14 protein-coding genes are annotated in these 16,677 nt (G+C 55.6%); 9 read left to right on the top strand and 5 right to left on the bottom strand.

Annotated features, from left to right (window positions below):
- Nucleotides 1–102 precede the first annotated feature (102 nt).
- The 3 genes from dnaJ to DY252_RS01945 all read right to left on the bottom strand — a co-directional run bounded on the left by dnaJ (nucleotide 103) and on the right by DY252_RS01945 (nucleotide 4,106).
- A complete protein-coding gene (dnaJ, locus tag DY252_RS01955; RefSeq protein ID WP_064787869.1) occupies nucleotides 103–1,248 on the bottom strand; it encodes a molecular chaperone DnaJ in 1,146 nt (381 codons plus the stop codon).
- A gap of 104 nt (nucleotides 1,249–1,352) precedes the next feature.
- A complete protein-coding gene (dnaK, locus tag DY252_RS01950) occupies nucleotides 1,353–3,269 on the bottom strand; it encodes a molecular chaperone DnaK (protein WP_008888681.1) in 1,917 nt (638 codons plus the stop codon).
- Nucleotides 3,270–3,605: 336 nt separating this feature from the next.
- The gene (locus DY252_RS01945) at nucleotides 3,606–4,106 is read right to left on the bottom strand and encodes a DUF2244 domain-containing protein (RefSeq protein WP_064788283.1); all 501 of its coding nucleotides are present in this window, start codon (nucleotides 4,104–4,106) and stop codon (nucleotides 3,606–3,608) included.
- 191 nt (nucleotides 4,107–4,297) lie between these two features.
- On the opposite strand from DY252_RS01945, the gene nth reads away from it, so the two are divergent.
- The gene (gene nth / locus DY252_RS01940; protein ID WP_063086839.1) at nucleotides 4,298–4,939 is read left to right on the top strand and encodes an endonuclease III; all 642 of its coding nucleotides are present in this window, start codon (nucleotides 4,298–4,300) and stop codon (nucleotides 4,937–4,939) included.
- 43 nt (nucleotides 4,940–4,982) lie between these two features.
- Here the strand turns inward: nth and DY252_RS01935 are convergent, their stop codons facing one another.
- The gene (locus DY252_RS01935) at nucleotides 4,983–6,290 is read right to left on the bottom strand and encodes a penicillin-binding protein activator (RefSeq protein ID WP_064787870.1); all 1,308 of its coding nucleotides are present in this window, start codon (nucleotides 6,288–6,290) and stop codon (nucleotides 4,983–4,985) included.
- Nucleotides 6,291–6,358: 68 nt separating this feature from the next.
- Between DY252_RS01935 and rsmI the strand changes: the two genes are divergently transcribed.
- Nucleotides 6,359–7,417 carry a 16S rRNA (cytidine(1402)-2'-O)-methyltransferase gene (gene rsmI, locus DY252_RS01930; RefSeq protein WP_082923363.1) on the top strand — a complete coding sequence of 353 codons (1,059 nt, stop codon included), beginning with the start codon at nucleotides 6,359–6,361 and terminating at the stop codon, nucleotides 7,415–7,417.
- Nucleotides 7,418–7,419: 2 nt separating this feature from the next.
- On the top strand, nucleotides 7,420–7,803 hold the full coding sequence (locus DY252_RS01925) for a YraN family protein (protein ID WP_064787871.1): 384 nt from the start codon (nucleotides 7,420–7,422) through the stop codon (nucleotides 7,801–7,803).
- Between the two features lie 25 nt (nucleotides 7,804–7,828).
- On the opposite strand, the gene DY252_RS01920 is transcribed toward DY252_RS01925, so the two are convergent.
- A complete protein-coding gene (locus tag DY252_RS01920; protein ID WP_064787872.1) occupies nucleotides 7,829–8,236 on the bottom strand; it encodes a DUF2000 family protein in 408 nt (135 codons plus the stop codon).
- Between the two features lie 32 nt (nucleotides 8,237–8,268).
- Between DY252_RS01920 and DY252_RS01915 the strand changes: the two genes are divergently transcribed.
- The 6 genes from DY252_RS01915 (at nucleotide 8,269) to DY252_RS01890 (ending at nucleotide 16,606) form a co-directional block, all read left to right on the top strand.
- The gene (locus DY252_RS01915) at nucleotides 8,269–9,132 is read left to right on the top strand and encodes an AraC family transcriptional regulator (protein ID WP_064787873.1); all 864 of its coding nucleotides are present in this window, start codon (nucleotides 8,269–8,271) and stop codon (nucleotides 9,130–9,132) included.
- Between the two features lie 146 nt (nucleotides 9,133–9,278).
- Nucleotides 9,279–9,911 (top strand): BON domain-containing protein, encoded by a 633-nt coding sequence (locus DY252_RS01910; protein WP_231959643.1) that lies wholly within the window; start codon nucleotides 9,279–9,281, stop codon nucleotides 9,909–9,911.
- A 93-nt stretch (nucleotides 9,912–10,004) separates the two neighbouring features.
- Entirely contained in the window at nucleotides 10,005–10,970 is a 966-nt protein-coding gene (locus DY252_RS01905; RefSeq protein WP_064787875.1) for a SirB1 family protein, read from the top strand.
- A 679-nt stretch (nucleotides 10,971–11,649) separates the two neighbouring features.
- Nucleotides 11,650–12,639 (top strand): adenosine kinase, encoded by a 990-nt coding sequence (locus tag DY252_RS01900; protein ID WP_064787876.1) that lies wholly within the window; start codon nucleotides 11,650–11,652, stop codon nucleotides 12,637–12,639.
- Nucleotides 12,640–13,076: 437 nt separating this feature from the next.
- Complete coding sequence (gene typA, locus DY252_RS01895) at nucleotides 13,077–14,888, top strand: translational GTPase TypA (RefSeq protein WP_064788285.1); 1,812 nt, start codon at nucleotides 13,077–13,079, stop codon at nucleotides 14,886–14,888.
- Nucleotides 14,889–15,040: 152 nt separating this feature from the next.
- Entirely contained in the window at nucleotides 15,041–16,606 is a 1,566-nt protein-coding gene (locus DY252_RS01890; protein ID WP_064787877.1) for an AmpG family muropeptide MFS transporter, read from the top strand.
- The last annotated feature ends 71 nt before the right edge of the window (nucleotides 16,607–16,677 follow it).

Here is a 16,677-nt window from a genome sequence, read left to right as displayed (position 1 = left end):
CAAACTCGTAATTGCTTTAACACACGGCTCCGACAGCGCAAAACAAAACCCCCGGCAAAGCGGCCGGGGGTTTGAGATATTGATCTTTTAAGCGCAAGCCGATCAGTCGGTCAGGTCTTTCCAGATTTCCTTCATCTTGGAAAAGAACCCTTCGCTTTCCGGGCTCGACCCCTGTTCGCGCGAAATCTCGTCGAATTCCTCAAGCAGTTCTTTCTGACGGTCTGTCAGATTGACCGGAGTTTCGACGCTGACTTCGACAAACATGTCCCCGCGCGCCTGCGAGCGCAGGATGCTCATGCCCTTGCCACGCAGACGAAGCTGCTGACCGGACTGGGTACCTGCCGGGATGTTGATCCGGGTGCGGGTGCCTTCGATGGTCGGCACCTCGATGGTGCCACCAAGGGCGGCTTTGCCCATCGGGATCGGAATCCGGCAATACAGGTTGGCCCCTTCGCGCTGGAAGAAGCGGTGATGCCCGATATCGAGGAAGATATACAAATCCCCCGGAGGCGCACCATTGGTGCCTGCCTCGCCCTCGCCCGCCAGGCGAATGCGCGTGCCGTCCTCGACACCGGCCGGAATGGTGACCTGAAGGGTCTTTTCCTTTTCGACGCGACCAACACCGTGGCAGGATTTGCACGGGTTCTTGATTATCTTGCCTTTGCCATGGCAGCTTGGGCAGGTGCGTTCAATGGTAAAGAAGCCCTGCTGCGCGCGGACCTTGCCGTGACCATTACAGGTCGGACAATTGACCGGCTGCGAACCGGCTTCGGCACCGGTACCGTCACAGCTGTCGCACGATACGGACCCCGGAATGGTAATCTCGGCCTTTTTGCCTTCGAACGCTTCTTCAAGCGTGATCGCCATGTTGTAGCGCAGATCCGCCCCACGGGACGATCCGCCACCACCGCGGCGTCCGCCGCCCATGGCACCAAAGATCTCGTCAAAGACGTCGGCAAAACCGCCGCCGCCAAATCCACCGCCGAAGCCACCACCAAAGCCGCCGCCACCGGGGCCGCCCTGTTCAAAGGCAGCATGGCCAAAACGGTCATAGGCCGCGCGCTTGTCCTGATCCTTCAGGACCTCGTAAGCTTCGCTGACCTGTTTGAATTTGACTTCAGCTTCGGTATCGCCCGGATTTTTGTCCGGGTGGTATTTCATCGCTTGCTTGCGATAGGCGCTTTTCAGCTCGGCTGCACTGGCATCCTTACTGACACCCAACAGCTCGTAATAATCTTCTTTCGCCATCTGTAACTCCGAAATACGGTCGGGCCGTTCCAGCAAATTCTTGCGTCCGGAACGGCCCGATTTTTCTTTACAGGGCGTCGTTCAAGACGACCTCTGCGGTCGCCTTACTTGTCTTTTTTGTTGTCATCGACTTCTTCGAAGTCGGCGTCAACAACACCGTCGTCGGCCTGTGCAGAGGCATCAGCGTCCGCCGCGTCACCTGCGCCAGCTTCTTCCTGCTGGGCCTGATACATGGCTTCGCCAAGTTTCATCGAGGCCTGCTGCAGTTCGTTCAGCTTGGTGGTGATGGCTTCGGCATCTTCACCATCCTTGGCTTCTTTCAAAGCCGACAGGGCGTTTTCGATTTCCGACTTGGTCGCATCGTCAACCTTGTCACCATGTTCCGAAAGGTTCTTTTCGGTGGCATGGATGATGGCTTCTGCCTGGTTGCGGGCTTCGACAAGGGCCTTGCGCTTTTTATCAGCTTCGGCGTTGCTTTCCGCATCCTTGACCATGTTTTCGATCTCGTCATCGGAAAGACCACCAGATGCCTGAATACGGATCTGCTGTTCCTTGTTGGTCGCCTTGTCTTTGGCAGACACGTTGACGATACCGTTGGCGTCGATGTCAAAGGTCACTTCAATCTGCGGAACACCGCGCGGTGCCGGCGGAATACCAACCAGATCGAACTGGCCAAGCATCTTGTTGTCAGCCGCCATTTCACGTTCACCCTGGAAGACGCGGATGGTCACGGCCGTCTGATTGTCTTCAGCGGTCGAGAAGGTCTGCGACTTGCGGGTCGGGATCGTGGTGTTACGGTCGATCAAGCGGGTGAAGACACCACCAAGCGTCTCGATACCAAGCGACAGCGGGGTCACGTCAAGCAGAAGAACGTCTTTGACGTCACCCTGCAGAACACCACCCTGAATCGCCGCACCAAGGGCAACAACCTCATCCGGGTTCACACCTTTGTGCGGGTCACGGCCAAAGAACTCTTTAACGCGTTCCTGAACCTTCGGCATACGGGTCATGCCGCCGACCAGAATGACGTCGTCGATTTCACCTGCGGTGATACCGGCGTCTTTCAGGGCCGCTTTACACGGGGTCATGGTGCGTTCGATCAGATCGCCAACCAGACCTTCAAGCTTCGCACGCGACAGCTTGATGTTGAGGTGTTTCGGGCCGGATGCGTCTGCGGTGATGAATGGCAGGTTGACATCGGTCTGCATCGACGAGGAAAGCTCGATTTTGGCTTTCTCAGCAGCTTCTTTCAAACGCTGCAGGGCCAGACGGTCCTTGCGCAGGTCGATCTGCTGTTCTTTTTTGAACTCGTCAGCAAGGTAGTCGATGATCTGTTTGTCGAAGTCTTCACCACCAAGGAAGGTATCACCGTTGGTCGATTTAACTTCGAAAACGCCATCGCCGATTTCCAGAACCGACACGTCAAAGGTACCACCACCAAGGTCATAAACGACCACGGTGCCACCGTCTTTCTTGTCCAGACCATAAGCAAGTGCTGCTGCGGTCGGCTCGTTGATGATACGTTTGACTTCAAGACCCGCAATCTTGCCGGCGTCTTTGGTTGCCTGGCGCTGGGAGTCGTTGAAGTATGCCGGAACGGTAATCACGGCTTCGGTTACCGGCTCACCCAGATGGGCTTCTGCGGTTTCCTTCATTTTCTGAAGCACCATGGCTGCGATCTGGCTCGGCGCCATTTTCTCGCCATTGACTTCAACCCATGCATCGCCGTTTTCGCCCGATACGATTTTGTACGGAACGAGATCCTTGTCCTTTTCGACTTCCGGATCGCCGTAACGACGACCGATCAGACGTTTAATGGCAAACAGGGTGTTTTCCGGGTTGGTGACTGCCTGGCGTTTCGCCGGCTGACCGACAAGGCGTTCACCATCATCGGTGAAAGCGACCATTGACGGAGTGGTACGAGCACCTTCGCTGTTTTCAATCACACGGCCTTCTTTGCCGTCCATGACTGCTACGCAGGAGTTGGTGGTGCCAAGGTCGATACCAATAATCTTACCCATAGTAAGTTCCTCTTTTAGCGGCCGGTCCGTCCCGCAGCCTCCGAAATGAAGCGCCGCGCAGGACCTCCTGGGACCAATGGTTGTAATACACGTAATTTTTCTGGGGGTTCTTCGTTACCCCGCGAACCTATATATGAAAGTCGCCACAAAGTCGCAAGCGGTCAAAGTGGGGAATCTTGGCTGTTTTTTGCCTTCAAACCGCATTTTTGATCCGATCAACCGCATTTCAGGCCCGATAAACCGGCGCAATGGGCAAGAAAAGCCGGTTTTTGAGGCACAAAACCCTGCTTTCCAATTGCGTCATAACCGGGTTGCAAAACACTCAGATCACGGGCGTCAGATCGGAATATCGGCAGGATTACAGCGGGTTTGGCGCAAGACGGCCTCAAGCTTGTTTGCCAGATTTTCCTTTTCATCTGCGCCCAGAAAACGCGCAATTTCCAGACTTTTGCCGTGCGTGCGCAAAAACAGCGCGGCTTGTTCATCCTCACCACGTTCCAACACCACGCGCAGCCAATAAGGCTGAAAATCAAATTCCTCCCGTTCGCCACGTACCGAAATCCGTGTCACCCGAAGGTTGCCGTGCGCAAGTTCTATCCGTTCTTCCTGACGGGCGGAACGAAAACTGAAATAGAACGCCAGGGACAGCAAGATAACATCAAGCCCCAAAAACCCGATCACCGGCCACGCACCGACCGACCAGAAGATAAACCCGATGGTCGTGGTGAGCGCAGCCAGAAACAGCACAATATTGCGGGCAGCGCGGCGCGACAGCGATCGCGGCGGAAACAGATCCACCCGAAAGATCGGTTTTGCGGAACGCGGCACGTTTGGCATTTGAATTACCTGTTGCTTGATATCCGATTGTGCGCCGGGGCACAGGACAGCTGCAATCAAAATTCGATTTTTCACCCCTCACAGTTTATATAGTTTGCAACGCGTAAATCGGATCAGGGGATGTGCATCAACGCCACCCCTCGCCCCAAACATCGATACATAAAAAGAGATCGCAGCCCATGGCCCGCCCGATGAACAAAGCCGCCATCGAAGAGTTTTTCCAGCGTCTGTCCGATGCAGATCCGGAACCGAAAGGGGAACTGGATTACACCAACCCCTATACCCTTCTGGTCGCGGTTGCCCTGTCGGCACAGGCGACAGATGTCGGGGTGAACAAGGCGACCAAAAAACTGTTTCAGATCGTCTCAACCCCGCAAGACATGCTTGATCTTGGCGAAGAAGCATTGATCGAGCACATCAAGACCATCGGGCTTTATCGTGGCAAGGCCAAGAACGTGATGGCAGCGGCCAAAATCCTTGTCGAAAAGCATGGCGGCATTGTCCCCAACGATCAGGAAGCGCTTGAAGAACTGCCCGGGGTCGGCCGCAAGACCGCCAATGTGGTACGCAACATCGCCTGGGGTGAACATACCATGGCGGTCGATACCCATATTTTCCGGCTCGGCAATCGCACCGGCATGGCAAATGGCAAGACGGTTCTGGCGGTTGAAAAGGCGCTGCTGAAAAAGGTCCCGGCCCGTTTCATGACCCATGCCCATCACTGGCTGATCCTACATGGGCGTTATATCTGCAAGGCGCGCAAGCCGCGCTGTGGCGACTGCATCGTCAATGATCTGTGCAATTACAAAGACAAAACGCCTGCCGGGGCTTGATCCGACAGGCGTTTAAAAGTTTCAGCAGTTAACAAGATCCAGATCAGAATACCTGATCGAAGCTTGCCGGGGCGGGTGCAATTACCTTTGCGCCATCGGGCTGGACTTGCATGATGGCATAGCCACGTTCGGACTGACCATCCGGCGTCAGACGGAAGATACCGTCCACACCGACAAATCCGCTTGGGTTGGTCAGGGTCTGCTGGCTCATATTGTTTTCATCACGCGCCATAAGGGCCGCCAAAGCCGTGCTGTCATAGGCAAGGCTTGAAATGCGGGGCGGCTGACTGCCAAAGGTGCGCTCAAAGCGGGCCGCAAACAGCTCCCAGTTTTCCGGGTTAGGGGCGGCAAAGATCCCGCCCTTAAGCGCCGGTTCGGCAAACAGGCCCGGATCGTTCCAGCCAAACGTCCCGATAAACTGCACCACCGATGGATCAACATCGAAATAGGCCAGAAGCGAGGAAACCTGACGCAATTCACCACCAGTGGCCGGCAGAATCAGGGCATCAAAATCAAGCTCGCCAAAGGTATCGACACCTTCAAGACGCCTTAGCGCGCGTTTGGACCCGGCACTGCCATCGGCTTCAAGCTGTGCCTTGTGTGTGCGCAGGTTCGCACGCCGCGCGTCATAATTGGCAAAGTCCCGAATGGTTTGCTGCAAATCTTCCGAACCGGGTTGATAGAACGCGACCCGGCCAAGGGTCCCGCCGACGCGCGAGACAACGGTATTCAATCCGCTTGCGATCTGGCGGCCATAGTCGTTTTGCGGCAGAAGGGCTGCGAAACGGTAACGCCCTTGCGTCGTGGCATAGCCAGCCGCCCGGGCGATCTGGTCTTCGGGGATCAGACCATTGACCCAAACCCCGCTTTCCGCCACCCGACGATTGTTGGAAAAGGCCACCACCGGCACATTCGCCGATTTGGCAACTTCGCTCGCCCCACTGACCGATTCGGCAAATAGCGGACCAAGGATCATCTTGGCACCGGCATCGACAGCCTCGCGCGCGGCATTCTGCCCGCCCTGATAGGTGCCAGCAGTATCGATCGGCATCAGGATGAAGTCATCACCTGCAATGTCAAACATGGCAAGTTCAGCCGCATGGCGCATCGCCCGGCCAAGCTCGCCGTGCTGACCAGACAGCGGCAACAACAACGCGACCCGCTTTTCATAGATAGCGGCATCGTCGTTATAAAGCATCGGCAGTTCGGCCCCCTCGCCCTCGGGCAGGGCGGCATCGCTTGGCCATGGGCTGGCATCGGGGATCAGGCCCTGATTGGGGGCACTGTTCGGATCAACGGTATTGCCGCCTGGCTGATTGGCACTTTCAACCGGCGCCCCATCACGTTGCATGCCGAAAAGGTCCGTGATACTCGTGGTCGCATTACAAGCGGTCAGCCCGAGAGAGAGGACAACCACAGATGCCGTCCGGCGCGCAATCCGGCCCCAAGCCGGAAATAGATCCGAAAACCGATCCCGATCTGACAACGCCTGACACGGCAGCGCCTCTTTCTGCATCCGATTCTGTGACGGATGACGTTTCGGACAACCCACTCTCACCTCCAGATAAGTCGTTTCGTCCGCAGGGTAATGCGGGCGAGGGTGCAAGTAAACATGATGAAAGCCATTTGCCGCTTTCAGCTGGTCTTTATCTTGTCGCTACTCCAATCGGAAATTTGGGCGATATTACGTTCAGGGCACTTGAAATCCTCAAACGTGCCGATGTCATCCTGTGTGAAGACACCAGAACGTCGGGGAAATTGCTTTCGCGATATGGCGTGAAAACCAAGCGAATCGCCTATCACGAACATAACGCAGCCAAAATGCGCCCCGAAATCATGGACCGTCTGGGCAAGGGGCAGGGCCTTGCCCTTATTTCCGATGCCGGAACACCTTTGATCAATGATCCCGGCTACAAACTTGTACGCGACTGCAAGGCAGAAGGGTTCACTGTCACCGCCGCCCCGGGTGCGGCGTCACCGATTGTTGCCCTGATCCTGTCTGGCCTGCCGAGCGATCATTTCTTTTATGCCGGCTTCCTGCCGCCCAAATCGATGGCGCGCAAAAAGGAACTGGCGCGCTTTGCCCCGATCCCGGGCAGCCTGATCTTTCTGGAAAGTCCCAAGCGACTGGCCGCAAGCCTGACCGATATGGCCGAAATGCTGGGCGGCACACGCGAAGTCGCCGTGACCCGCGAATTGACCAAAATGTTCGAAGAAGTCCGCAATGGTACACTTGCCGATCTGGCGGCGCATTATAATGAGGCCGGTGCGCCGAAAGGCGAGATCGTGGTGATTGTCGGTCCGGCCGATGCCAGCGAAAACGAACCAAGTGCCGAAGACATCGACGCGCGCTTGAGCGAGCTGATCAAAACCCACCGCACCAAGGATGCCGCCGATATCCTGGCCCGTGAAACCGGTCTTAAGAAGCGCGACCTTTATAACCGTGCCCTTGAACTGGCCAAGTCGGACCCGGATTGACCATGGCCAGATCCCACCCCTTGCCGGATGACACATCAAGCCGCAAGCGGGCGGAAAAGGCCGGACGCCGGGCGGAAAAACTTTGTGAATTCTGGTTACGCCTGAAGGGCTATCGCATTCTGGCCATCCGCCACAAAAGCCCGGTCGGTGAAATCGACATCATTGCCAGACGCGGAAATATCATGGTCGCGGTCGAGGTCAAAAACCGCACCGACCGCGCAACCGCCCTGCATGCCATTACCCCAAGGCAACAAAGCCGCATCGCCCGTGCCCTTGAAGCCTACGCGGGCAAGATCGGCCATACGGGTGATCTGCGCCTTGATCTGATGATTGTTCGAAATTGGGGCAGGATCGAGCATCTCAGGAATGCCTGGCAGGTTTCCTGACAGGCATTCCGCTGTTTTATTGTCCTTAGGGATGCATCTTGGCACCCTTGGTGATCTTGTCGACGCTGCGTTTATCGGCATGAATGCCAAGGCCTACGAATTTTGCCGTTTCCGGATCGGCGTTGGCAAAAACATCCCGATTGGCGGCATCATGGCCGGTGGCAAACATTTCTTCGATATAAGCCGATACCCTGACACCGCGGCTCAGGGCACGTTTGTGAATTTTCGCGATGGTATCACCATCGGCGGCCAACACGATGGCAGGCTGTCGCGATAGCGGGTTATAGATATTCTGGTTCGCGTCTATGTAAGCTTCACCGATGATGTCGGGGGTCTGGGCAACAATGCCGCTCATCAGGAAGGCCGTCACATTCAGGGATTGCCAAGTTTCAAGGTCGTTGCGCAAAATCAGGGCGACTTTGGTATCAAACATTCACTTCCTCCAATCGGTCGGATGATCCGGTAATGAAAGAAGCAATAGAACAGGCAGATGATCGCGGTATTGAACGTTTGTGCAAAAAGCGCGAACGCTTCGTTGCCGCCCCGACTGGACCCGGGATCGAGCGGATCGAAGCCCTGTTCTATGGCAATATGTTCACCCCGCATCGCCACGATACCTATGCGCTGGGCATCACCCTGCAAGGTGTGCAGACCTTTAATTATCGCGGGGAATTTCGCGCCAGCAATCCCGGCAATATCATCATTCTCCATCCCGACGAACTGCATGACGGCGGGGCCGGAACCGAGGATGGTTTGCAATATCGCATGCTGTATCTTGAACCGGCATTGTTGCGATCCGGCCTTGATCACGAAGCCGATCCCCTGCCCTTTGTCGGTGAACCGGTTATTCAGGACCCGGTCTTATGGTCGATCATGGCATCTGCCTTGGGCGAACTTGAAAGCGACATGGATCCGCTTTTGCGCGATCAGTTCGTCAGTGACATCGCCCGGCGCCTGTCATTGCATGCCAAGGCACCGCTCAAACGCCCGCGCTTTACGGCCAGCCAAAGCATGGATCAGGTGCGCGCCTTTCTGGAAGATAACTTTGACCGCCCGGTGCAATCTGACGAACTTGAGCAGGTTGCCGGTATGGACCGTTTTCGCCTGATCCGGCATTTCCGTGCACGGTTCGGAACCACACCCTATCGATATCTGATGATGCGTCGCCTGCAAAAGGCGCGGGCATTGATGATGGTTGGGCAACCCCTGGCCGGAATTGCCGCCGAGACCGGGTTTGCCGATCAAAGCCATTTCAACCGCCATTTCCGTCAGACCTATGGTGTGTCACCCGGGCGTTGGGCGGAATTGTTTGCCCGCAACAACCTGTAATCGTCGCCCTGCGACGTCGATTTCAGGCACGAATTCGCAGAAAAATGCATTTTTACTGATAAACCGACCAGTGTTTTAAGTCTCTTTAACCCCCGCGCGCCATTATGGGATTCAGAGACCGGGGGAACTGGACGAGACATCCATACATGTCACCAAAAAGAATGGTCAATCGGCCACTTGGCTTTGCCAGGGCACTTCTGCTGACGGGTATGTGCATTTTGCCGCTTTCGGGATGCACGCCTACATCCGTTGTGCTCGGAGCTGGCGCAACCGCCGGTGTTGCCGCCTTTCAGGAACGCGGTTTTAACGGTGCTGTCAGTGATACGGCGATTACCGCCCAGATCTGGCAGAAGTTTCTGGCACAGGACGAAAAACTGTTCCTTGATATCGAGATTGAAGTGGTTGAAGGCGAAGTTCTTTTGGCCGGACAAGTGCCCACCGTGGCTGATCAACTTGAAGCTGTGCGGTTAAGCTGGCAGGTTGACGGGGTCAAAAGTGTTCATAACGAGATTGAGATCGGTGACGGCCTGACGCTGGTTGATAATGCGAGCGATCTTTTGATCACCACCAAGATCAAGACTGCATTGATGTTTGACGGCGATGTTTTCGCCATCAATTACAGCGTCGAGACCGTCAATGGCACCGTCCATCTGATGGGAATTGCCCAGGACGACCATGAACGCAGTCGCGTGATTTCACATGCCCGGGACACCAGCTATGTCAAACGGGTTGTCAGTCATATCCGTCTGAAAGACGACGCCATCCGACAAGGAACCTGAGCCATCAGTACCGTAAGCCACATAACAGCACCGACCGATCCGGATCGCCAATGGCTTGTCGATTATGGCAAGGGCCGCAAACCTGACGCCAGCGTGGCGGAGGCCGCCCTGCATTTTGCCCGCCTGAACCAATCGCACGGCACCCATAAACGCGATGTCGCACCGTTCATTAGGATTTTGGATGATCTCGCCGATCAGGTCCGTGCCGAATTGGCCGGTCTAACCTTGCAGCCCGATCTTGCCACCGATGGCACGGATCAGCAGGCCCTGCCCGTCGATGACAAGGAAGCCGAACCGACCATTAATCAGGTTGTGCGCGCCCTGCAGACCGTGATTGCCGAACGCAATGGCTTTCAGGGGGATGCGGAAAACTATGATGACATTGCCAATGCCGACCTGATGCAGGTGATTGAGCGCAAGCGCGGCCTGCCGGTTGCCCTTGGCATGTTGTATATCCACGCGGCCATGCGGTGCGGTATTGCCGTCACCGGTATTGATTTTCCCGGTCATTTCCTGCTGCGCGTGCAGGCCAATGGCAAACGCAAGATGATCGACCCGTTCCATGGCGCGATCAGTCTCGGCCCGGCAGAATTACGTGAATTGCTGAAGTCATTCAGTGGCCTTGATGCCGAGCTGGCACCTCATCATTACCGGCCGTCAACCGATATCGATATTTTGTTACGACTTCAAAATAACATAAAGGTACGGGCGCTTCGCGCCGGTGAGCTGGAGCTCGCAACCCGTGTTGTCGAACACAGTTTGCTGATCGCGCCGGACCATGAAGGGCTTTGGCATCAGCTTGGCGCGCTCTATGCCCGCCTTGATCAGGACCATATGGCGCTTGGTGCGTTTGAACAGTTCGTCAAACGCTGCGAAGACCCGCTTCATCGCGCCCGGATTGAAGCAGTGATCGAAGAATTGTATGAAAGGGTCCGTCATGAAGCGGGCCCCGGAACCGTACATACGGAAAAGAACAAGGTCGTGCCGGATTACACCGACAAGGACGATACTGGATCGGCAGACGACAATGCGCCGATCCCGCTTTTCCCCGATAAATAACCCTTAAATAGCGCCCAAAATGCCTATGCTGCGTGCCGGAAATGTCGCGTTTGGCAGATGTGCCTGACCAAGGTGTCGCCAGCTCGCTTGGCTGCGAAATAGCCGTTTTTCATATTTAGGATTAAATAAAGATATTTATAAATCACGGTATAGCATTTATTATTTATTTCTATCCAGAGACAAACTGGTTTGTCTTGAAACCTCTCCGTCGCAAAACTGGGCGAAATGGCGCTTCAAAATCATATAAATCTTCTTGTTTCGGTATTTTTGCGGCGTTTTTGCATCATTTGCGCACCATTACCTGCGAAAAGTCTAAACAAAGCCCGAACTGTTGATTTCCGGGGCTTTGAGCCTGGCCGTTCTTGGCAGTGCGCATTCAAAATCGATTTTTGCAGTCGTGCCCCGTAAATTCGAACCGGATCCAGATCGAATTTCACCGATCAACACCTGAAAAAACATCTTTTGCAGTTTTTTTGGCGAAGTTAAGGACAAGTTAAACGACCGGGCACGAAACAGTTGCAAAGCTTGCACCGAAAATCGCATTCCCTATACTCCGCAACAGTCAGTATCAGGCGCACTGAAAGTAACGAGGCCAACGCAAGCACCGCGTGGCTTGCCGGTTTTTCACTGTGCTGCGTAAATCAGGGTCTGAGCCCACATAACCGCAGGAATTTACTATATGAACGACACCAAATTCGACGTCGTCGGGATCGGCAACGCCATTGTCGACGTCCTTGCCCACTGCAAGGAAGAAGACCTTGCGCGTCTTGAGCTTGTCAAAAACGCCATGACCCTGATTGATGCCGACCGGGCCGATGCACTTTATGACCAGATGGGCCCGGGCCTTGAGATGTCGGGCGGATCGGCCGGCAATACCATGGCTGGCATCGCAGCCCTTGGTGGCAAGGGTGCCTATATCGGCAAGGTGCGTGATGATCAGCTGGGCCAGGTTTTCCGCCATGACATCCGGGCAATTGGTGTTGCGTTTGATTCTGCGGCCGCGACCGAGGGTTCCCCGACGGCGCGTTGCCTGATCTTTGTCACCCCGGATGGTCACCGCACCATGAATACCTTCCTTGGTGCCTGCACAGAGCTTGGCCCGGATGATATTGACGAAGATCTGATCAAATCAGCCAAAGTCACCTACATGGAAGGCTATCTGTGGGATCGCCCCGAAGCCAAGGAAGCCTTCATCAAAGCCGCCAAAGTTGCCCATGATGCCGGCCGTCAGGTTTCGATCAGCCTGTCTGATTCCTTCTGCGTTGATCGCCACCGCGAATCTTTCCGCGAACTGGTCGACGACCATATCGACGTCCTGTTTGCCAACGAGGAAGAGATCAAGTCGCTTTACGAGGTCGAGACCTTTGAAGAAGCGTTGGCAGAAGTTCGCAAACATTGCCGCGTTGCTGCCCTGACCCGCAGCGAGAAGGGTGCGATCATCGTCAGCCAGGACGAGCTTTATGAAATCAGTGCGGAACCAGTCGCCAAAGTGGTCGACACCACGGGTGCTGGCGACCTGTTCGCGTCGGGCTTCCTGTATGGCTACACCCAGGGTCACACTCTTGAGATTTGTGGTCAGCTGGGTGCGATCTGTGCATCTGAAGTAATTTCGCATATGGGTGCGCGCCCGGATGCGGATCTCAAGGAACTGATCGCAAAGGCACTCTGATCGCTCTTTTATATAAAGAGTGCGGATGTTTGAAAGATTTCACGGGACGGCAACATTTCATTGCCGTCCCGTTTTTTCTGTCGCGAAGGCCGGGTTTGCATGGCGCTGCAGCGCAACACAATCATTGACTTTGTCCAGAGTTTGGCGCAAACAGCCCGCATTGCAGAATAATCAACCCGACATGGCGCTTACAACGCTGGCCTTTCGCCTTAACATTGGCTATGACAGGGCGGCCTTCGGGTATATCTGCACGGTTACGATCCGGGCCAGTAAACATTCAGCACATACGTTGATGTGGGTTTCCCACCGGTGATACCGGCGGCGGCAACCATCGCGCTTGTTGCTGAATATCTACTGGCCTTGAAACACTTACTTACTGACCGATGCGCATGGGCAAGACCCGGCGCGCGGCATTTTTATTTCTGGAGTCCGCGCCCATGAGCTTGCGCAATATCGCCATCATCGCCCACGTTGACCACGGCAAAACCACGCTGGTCGATTCCATGTTCCGCCAGTCCGGTGTCTATCGTGACAACCAGCGTGTTGACGAACGCGCCATGGACAGCAACGACCTGGAACGTGAACGTGGCATCACCATCGTCGCGAAACCGACGGCCGTTCAGTGGGGCGACACCCGTGTAAACATCGTCGATACCCCGGGCCACGCCGATTTCGGTGGTGAAGTCGAACGTATCCTGTCCATGGTTGAAGGTGTTGTCCTGCTGGTTGACTCGGCCGAAGGCCCGATGCCGCAGACCAAATTCGTTCTGGGCAAGGCGCTTAAACTTGGTCTGAAGCCGATTGTGATCATCAACAAGATCGATCGTCCGGACCAGCGCGCCGAGGAAGTCCTCGACGAGATTTTCGATCTGTTCGTGTCGCTCGAAGCATCCGAAGAACAGCTCGACTTCCCGGTTCTGTACGCATCCGGCCGTGACGGCTGGGCAGCTGAAAACCCGGAAGGCCCGAAAGAAAACCTGACCCCGCTGATGGAACTGGTTCTAAGCCACGTTCCGGCACCGGACGTTGATGAAAAAGCACCGTTTGCCATGCTGGCAACCATGCTGCATGCCGATAACTTCCTTGGTCGTATTCTGACCGGTCGTGTTTATCAGGGCCGTGCGAAACTCAACATGCCGGTGAAGGTTCTTCGTGGTGATGGCACGGTTGAAACCGGCCGTCTATCGAAACTGATGGGCTTCCGCGGTCTGGAACGTGTCCCGCAGGACGAAGCCGTTGCCGGGGACATCATCGCGATTGCCGGTCTGACCGAAGCAACCGTGGCTGACACCATCTGCTCCACCGAAGTTACCACCGCAATCGAAAGCCAGCCGATCGATCCGCCGACCCTGGCGATGACCTTCTCGGTCAACAATTCGCCGCTGGCCGGTCAGGAAGGTGACAAGGTTACCTCGCGCATGATCCGTGCCCGTCTGGAACGCGAAGCCGAAGGCAACATCGCGATCAAGATCGGTGAAACCGAAGACAAGGACGCGTTTGAAGTTGCCGGTCGTGGCGAACTTCAGCTGGGCGTTCTGGTGGAAACCATGCGTCGTGAAGGTTTCGAACTGTCGATCTCGCGTCCGCGCGTTCTGTTCAAGGAAATCGACGGCGTTCTGTCCGAACCGTTCGAAGAAGTCCAGGTTGACGTTGACGAGGAATATTCCGGCGTCGTGGTCGAGAAAATGAGCCTGCGCAAGGCCGAAATGACCGACATGCGTTCTTCCGGTGGTGGCAAGACCCGTATCATCTTTATTGCGCCGTCGCGTGGCCTGATCGGGTATCACGGTGAATTCCTGACCGATACCCGCGGTACCGGCGTTATGAACCGCGTGTTCCATTCCTACGGCCCGGTAAAGGGCTCTATCGCGGGTCGTCGTAACGGTGCGCTGATCTCCAACGATCAGGGCGAAGCAGTGGCCTATGCCCTGTTTAACCTTGAAGATCGTGGCATCATGTTCATCGAACATGGCGAACGCGTCTATCAGGGCATGATCATCGGTGAACACAACCGTGACAACGACCTTGAAGTCAACGTGCTCAAGGGCAAGAAGCTGACCAACGTTCGTGCGTCGGGCAAGGACGAAGCTGTTACGCTGACCCCGCCACGTCGTATGTCGCTTGAAGAAGCGCTGTCTTACATTCAGGACGATGAACTGGTTGAAGTGACCCCGAAAAGCGTTCGTATCCGTAAGCTGCACCTTGATCCGAACGTGCGTAAGCGCGAAAGCCGCAAGAAAGAAAGCTAAGCCTTTCTCTTGCCAAGCCGAATTCAAAAAGGCCGGTCCATATGGATCGGCCTTTTTGCTGTGCGCGTTTCGCAACACGGCCCGATGTTTCGGCTTTCCTTAACCTGTTTGGCCTAGCTTCATGACAGCATGCTTCAAGTTGGGGAAAATCGATGCGCAGCGCAGAAAAACGAAGCTGGGGCGAGGCCTTTGGCGCCTTTATTCATCCGCGCGTAATCACGATGCTGTTTCTGGGATTGTCGGCCGGCATACCCATCCTTCTGATTTTCTCCACCCTGTCGATCTGGCTGCGCGAAGCGGGTGTGGATCGTTCCACCGTCACCTATTTCAGCTGGGCGGCACTTGGCTATTCCTTCAAGTTTGTCTGGGCGCCACTGATCGACCGTCTTCCCTTGCCGGTTTTGCACGGCATTCTGGGCCGTCGGCGCAGTTGGCTGATCATTGCCCAGGGCGGCATCATCGCCGCCATCCTGTGGATGGGACTGACCGACCCGGCAGAAAACCTGACCATGATGGCATTTGCCGCGGTTGCCCTTGGTTTTGCATCGGCCACCCAGGACATTGTTATTGATGCGTATCGTATCGAGGCCGCCGATGCCGACCTTCAGGCGATGATGAGTTCGGCCTATATCGGTGGTTATCGCATCGGCATGATCGTCGCTGGTGCCGGGGCCCTGACCATTGCCGGATTGTTTGAGGCCGAAGGTACCTATCAACACCATGCCTGGACAGTGGCCTATGCCTGCATGGCACTTGCGATGTGTGTGGGCGTGATCACCACCCTTCTTGTCAGTGAGCCCAAGGTCGTAAAGCTCGACAGCAAATATTTCCACGAAACATCGGACTATGTCCGGTTTCTTGCGATGTTCGCGCTTACCGTGATCGCCTTCATCCTTGCCAATGTCTATGCCGGGGAAATCACCAATCCGCTGAAAACCGCCCTGACTGACGGCGGTATGATCAGCGAGCTGTCAGGCTTCATTGCCGGTACCGTCAAACTGGTCATTTCGGTCGGATTTGCCATCCTTGTTGCCTGGCTCACCACCCGGGTTGGCCTGACACCGACCGGCATGGTTCAGGAAACCTATATCTCGCCGGTCAAGGACTTCATCGACCGCTATGGCAAGGCCGCCATCGTCATCCTGGCCCTGATCGGGGTGTATCGCATCGCCGATATCGTCATGGGCGTGATGGCCAACGTGTTTTACACCGACCTTGGTTATTCCAAGGAAGAAATCGCCGCCGTTTCCAAGACATTCGGCCTGTTCATGACCATTGGCGGCAGTTTCCTGGGCGGGGTTCTGTCGGTCCGCTATGGCGTGGTGCGGATCCTGTTTCTTGGCGCGTTGTTATCAGCGATCACCAATGTCCTGTTCGCCTTCATGGCACAGCTTGGCCCCGATACCACGATGTTTGTCGTTGTCATCATGGCCGATAACCTGTCGGGTGGTCTCGCAACAGCAGCCTTCATCGCCTATCTGTCGGGCCTGACCAATATCTCGTTCACTGCGATGCAGTACGCGATCTTCAGTTCGATCATGACCTTGTTCCCGAAAATCCTTGCCGGCTTCTCGGGCACGGTGGTTGATGCGGTCGGATATAGCTGGTTCTTTATCGGCACAGCCGTGATTGGCATTCCGGTGCTTTATCTTGTTGTTCTGGCCGCCCGCCTGACCGACGTAAAGGACCCCGAAGAGCCCAAGACCGCCGAAGCCTGATCAGGTCAGAAACCCAACCTGATCGATCGACGGATCCATGCTCCCAAAACAAAACCGGACGCCTGATTGGG

The sequence above is a fragment of the Thalassospira indica genome, assembly GCF_003403095.1.
GTDB lineage: Bacteria > Pseudomonadota > Alphaproteobacteria > Rhodospirillales > Thalassospiraceae > Thalassospira > Thalassospira indica.
This window is presented reverse-complemented; position numbering and strand designations above follow the sequence as displayed.

Excerpts from the sequence above, each read along its gene's own strand:
- typA (WP_064788285.1), top strand. The coding sequence starts at position 13,077 with ATGAGCTTGCGCAATATCGCCATCATCGCCCACGTTGACCACGGCAAA.
- DY252_RS01915 (WP_064787873.1), top strand. The coding sequence starts at position 8,269 with ATGAAAGAAGCAATAGAACAGGCAGATGATCGCGGTATTGAACGTTTG.
- DY252_RS01925 (WP_064787871.1), top strand. The coding sequence starts at position 7,420 with ATGGCCAGATCCCACCCCTTGCCGGATGACACATCAAGCCGCAAGCGG.
- rsmI (WP_082923363.1), top strand. The coding sequence starts at position 6,359 with ATGCCGTCCGGCGCGCAATCCGGCCCCAAGCCGGAAATAGATCCGAAA.
- nth (WP_063086839.1), top strand. The coding sequence starts at position 4,298 with ATGAACAAAGCCGCCATCGAAGAGTTTTTCCAGCGTCTGTCCGATGCA.
- DY252_RS01900 (WP_064787876.1), top strand. The coding sequence starts at position 11,650 with ATGAACGACACCAAATTCGACGTCGTCGGGATCGGCAACGCCATTGTC.
- DY252_RS01920 (WP_064787872.1), bottom strand. The coding sequence starts at position 8,236 with ATGTTTGATACCAAAGTCGCCCTGATTTTGCGCAACGACCTTGAAACT.
- dnaK (WP_008888681.1), bottom strand. The coding sequence starts at position 3,269 with ATGGGTAAGATTATTGGTATCGACCTTGGCACCACCAACTCCTGCGTA.
- DY252_RS01890 (WP_064787877.1), top strand. The coding sequence starts at position 15,041 with ATGCGCAGCGCAGAAAAACGAAGCTGGGGCGAGGCCTTTGGCGCCTTT.
- DY252_RS01945 (WP_064788283.1), bottom strand. The coding sequence starts at position 4,106 with ATGCCAAACGTGCCGCGTTCCGCAAAACCGATCTTTCGGGTGGATCTG.
- DY252_RS01935 (WP_064787870.1), bottom strand. The coding sequence starts at position 6,290 with ATGCAACGTGATGGGGCGCCGGTTGAAAGTGCCAATCAGCCAGGCGGC.
- DY252_RS01910 (WP_231959643.1), top strand. The coding sequence starts at position 9,279 with ATGTCACCAAAAAGAATGGTCAATCGGCCACTTGGCTTTGCCAGGGCA.
- dnaJ (WP_064787869.1), bottom strand. The coding sequence starts at position 1,248 with ATGGCGAAAGAAGATTATTACGAGCTGTTGGGTGTCAGTAAGGATGCC.